Annotated in this window: 4 protein-coding genes; 2 read left to right on the top strand and 2 right to left on the bottom strand. The window is 48.0% G+C overall.

Going from position 1 to position 3,984, the window contains the following annotated elements:
• Positions 1-333: hypothetical protein (locus ACWA6V_RS18380; RefSeq protein ID WP_449523855.1), on the bottom strand; the 333-nt coding region annotated here is incomplete at its 3' end.
• A 106-nt stretch (positions 334-439) separates the two neighbouring features.
• Positions 440-970 (bottom strand): Crp/Fnr family transcriptional regulator, encoded by a 531-nt coding sequence (locus ACWA6V_RS18375; RefSeq protein ID WP_449523856.1) that lies wholly within the window; start codon positions 968-970, stop codon positions 440-442.
• Between the two features lie 175 nt (positions 971-1,145).
• Here ACWA6V_RS18375 and ACWA6V_RS18370 point away from each other — a divergent pair, with 175 nt between their 5' ends.
• Positions 1,146-1,883: an SDR family oxidoreductase gene (locus ACWA6V_RS18370; protein WP_449523854.1), complete on the top strand. Its 738-nt coding sequence runs from the start codon at positions 1,146-1,148 to the stop codon at positions 1,881-1,883.
• A 498-nt stretch (positions 1,884-2,381) separates the two neighbouring features.
• Positions 2,382-3,902 (top strand): membrane-bound lytic murein transglycosylase MltF, encoded by a 1,521-nt coding sequence (gene mltF / locus ACWA6V_RS18365; RefSeq protein WP_449523853.1) that lies wholly within the window; start codon positions 2,382-2,384, stop codon positions 3,900-3,902.
• Positions 3,903-3,984: the final 82 nt, after the last annotated feature.

Genomic DNA, 3,984 nt, shown 5'->3' with positions numbered 1-3,984 from the left:
GGCAATACCGCGCTCGATGCGGCGCACTGGCTCAAGGCCGGTGTTTTTGGCGATATCTGTCGCTTTCGATGCCCAGGGGGAAATAGTCCCAAGGCGCGGCACTACCAGAAAGAGCTCACCTTCATGACTCACTTGACCTTCGACTTTAGGGCCATAGGTCAGCAGTTGTTGCAACACTTGCTGCTGTTCAGTACTCAAAGGTGCAGCAACATTGGCGAAATGCACAAACTCGGAGCTGACGCTGGTCACAGCAGGAACGCGCTGTTGCAGGTTGGCCAGGAGTTTTTGCGTACGGAAACTGGAAAGAGCGGGAGCGCCACGCAGAATCAGCATAGTGGGAAGAGCCTCAGCATCGGGGGGATATGAAAAAGGCCGCCATTGTACTGGATTTTGCGGACCAGCCGACAGAAGTTTCACCGAATAAGGATGAAAGAGGAGGTTAATCCTGATCGCTAGTAACCAATCCACAGCGTTTACGGATCCGGCTCAGGCCAACGGGGGTAATCCCGAGATAACGGGCAATATCCTGCTGCGTAAGCCGCGCCATCAACACCGGTTCCCGCTCACAAAATGCCAGATAGCGCTGTTCAGGCGACAAGCACAAGAACTCGTATTCGCGCTGCTCCTTTTTCATGGCCAACTGCAACAGCGCCTGATTGAGTTTTTGCAGAACCACTGGGTCATCCGCTAGCGGCCCTACAAATACCGAAGCCGGGACTTCCAGTACAGCGCAGTCCTCCAGTGCCAAGACAGAGAAAGCATTAGCACTACCAGCGACTACTGCCTGCATACTGGCGATAAACCCACCCTCTGCAATAAACGATTTAATAAATTCCTTTCCATCCTTCGTTTCGTAAAACGCCTTTACCAATCCTCGCTCAATAAAAAAGAGCTGCTGATTTTTTTCATACTGACGCAATAAAAAAGAGCCTTTCATTACCTGACGAACGCATCCAAATGCCTGCAACATTTCACGCACATCACTCTCCTTCGATAATTTATATAGCGACATTATTTAATGTATTAATACACCGCCCGCTTAACCCAGGTTAATGCAATATCCGCAACACTACCGCATGCTGCAAAAAAATATTACCTATACACATTAATAAGTGTGATAACAGCAACCACACCAGAGGGCACATATGCTATTAGAGTCGCAAACAATACTTATTACTGGCGGCACATCCGGTGTCGGTTATCAACTGGTAAAACAATTGGCGGCGCGTAAAAATAAAATCATTGTGATCGCACGCGATGAAAATAAATTGCGCGCGTTGCACAACGAATTACCTACTATCTCTTACTACCAATGTTCATTGGCAGATCACAATCAATTAATCTCGACGCTAAATACCATTACCAGCCAGTATCGGGATATTAGCGTGCTAATCAATAATGCGGGCATTCAATTTACTCCCATGCTGACTGATATCGATTTTGTTATGGATAATATCGATGAAGAAATTTCCATTAATTTAACAGCACCCATCATTATTTGTGCATTCTTTGTTAGCCTATGGGAAAAGCGCCACCAGCCCTCGGCAATTATCAATATCACATCCGGGCTTGCGTTTTATCCCAAAAAAAATTCAGCCGTTTATTGTGCAACCAAAGCAGGCCTGCGCAATTTCACAACAAGTTTAGGGTATCAGTTGGAAAATACGCCTATCAACGTACATGAAGCCATATTGCCGCTCGTTGACACACCTATGACTCACGGACGCAGCGCTAAAAAAATAACACCCGCCTATGCCGCACAGGAAATTATTAAAGGAATAGAAAATAATCGCGCTGAAATTTTTATTGGCAAAACAAAATTTATTCCGCTGCTTGCACGCCTGAGCCCGAAATTAATGGCGGCAATTTTAAAATCTGCGTAAGCGGATTAGTGCAAATGCGTCATCACTTTGAAATAAAAAATAAGCCACATCTCAAAGTGAAAAGGCGACCTAAAGCTCGTGCATGAATAACAAGAAAAAACTGCCTTATAACTAAAAAGTCTCAATTTCGGCGTATTTTTGTGCAGAGTTTTAACAAAAACTTACGTTTTTCCACCCATTTCCGCCCTGATTTGGGACGCCAAAGGCGTCAAATGTCACATTTTTCAGCATTTTTTTAACCGTTTGTCGGCTTTTTTTGAGCGTCTGAAAATCGCCGTATCCCTTGTGGCTCGGGGGATAGAGGCAAAAAAGGTCAAATAATCACCAAATCGCTAGCCCATGTGTGCTCAAAAAACAAGCTAGGCACACAAAAAAAGTGCCTATACCATGGCGATGTATTTGCACGGGTCATTAATGGAATTGGATTCGGCATGAATGCGCACACACGAAGAGAACAGCCTTTCGGGCGTTGCAGTTCAGCAACCGGAGTAACCCCTTATGGAAATTCGCAAACCATCAGTGTTAGTGATTAAGTCCATCCTGACGAGCCTCGTAATCGGTTCGTTACTTATTGCCAGCAGCGTGCTGCTGGTGCGTAGCACCCCTCCGACCCAGTTGGAACAGGTGCTTGAAGCAGGCGAATTGCGTGTTTTATCCAGCAATGGTCCTACTACCTACTACGAAGGCTCCAATGGCCTGACGGGTTTTGAATATAGCCTTGTAAAAGGCTTTGCGGATTCGCTCGGCCTGAAACTGATCGTTGAAGATGAATCTGACCTCGACAAAATGCTGAACAGCGTTGCCGGGCGACATGTCCATTTTGCTGCCGCAGGCTTAACAGCGCTGGAAAGCCGCGCCAATAAGGTCACCTTTGCCGCCCCGTTTATGCAAGTTACCCAGCAGTTGGTTTACAACAGCCGCCTGCCCCAACCTGCCAGCGTTGCGGACTTGAACGGCAAAGAAGTGCTGGTGGTTGCCAACTCTTCCCATGCGGAGCGATTCAAAGCGCTGCAAGCCGAATTCCCGGAACTGCAGTGGCGTGCCGTAATCAACGCCGAAATGATCGACCTGCTTGAAATGATCAACAAAGGCGAAGCAGATTACGCCGTCATCGACTCCAGCGCCTACGACCTGAACCGCTATTCCTATCCCAAAGCCCAGTTAGCATTTGATGTCAGTGATCCACAACCCTTGGCATGGGCATTCCCTACCCAACGCGATACCAGCCTGTTTGATGCCGCACAACAATATCTGAACAGCATTAAAGCAGATGGCACACTTGCGAAAGTGACTGAAGAATTTTTTGACCGCCATATAGAAGAAGTAACTACTGGCGAAGCTATGGCGTTTACCTATCGCCTCGAGCAGCGTTTGCCACAATGGATTGATGATATGAAAGCGGCAGCAGCAGAGTTTGGCCTGGATTGGCAAATGCTGGCGGCGATTAGTTATCAGGAATCCCACTGGAAAGCAGATGCGAGGTCCCACACCGGCGTACGCGGTTTGATGATGCTGACCAAAAATACCGCCAAGGCGATGGGCATTCAGGATCGTGAAGATCCAAAACAAAGCATTCGCGGCGGCGCCAAGTACCTGAGCATAGTATTGGAGCGGTTACCCAAACGCATTCAGGGTGAAGACAGGCTAAATATGGCACTGGCCGCATACAACCAGGGACTTGGCCATGTAGAAGATGCGCGAGTACTGACCGAGCGCATGGGCGGTGACCCAACCAAGTGGGACGATGTGCGCAAATACATGCCGCTATTATCCAAACACCAATATTACAGCCGCGCCAAACACGGTTATATGCGCGGTTGGGAGCCAGACGGATTCGTCGATAACGTGTGCAACTACCACAAAATCATCGGCAGGCATCAACAGCAAGAAGAGTTCCGCATCGCCACCACCAATACCGGTAATCGTTTGTCAGCCAATACCCGTCAAGTTGATACCGAGCAAGCCAACGCCGAGAGCAATAATCTGAAAAGCGCGCCAGGTACAGTATCTGTGCTTTGATCTACACCCTATTTACAAGCCATCCCCGACACTGCCGCCTATGCGGCAGTTTTTGTTTCTGGTAGACATAAAAACCACACGC

The sequence above is a fragment of the Cellvibrio sp. genome, assembly GCF_053579595.1.
This window is presented reverse-complemented; position numbering and strand designations above follow the sequence as displayed.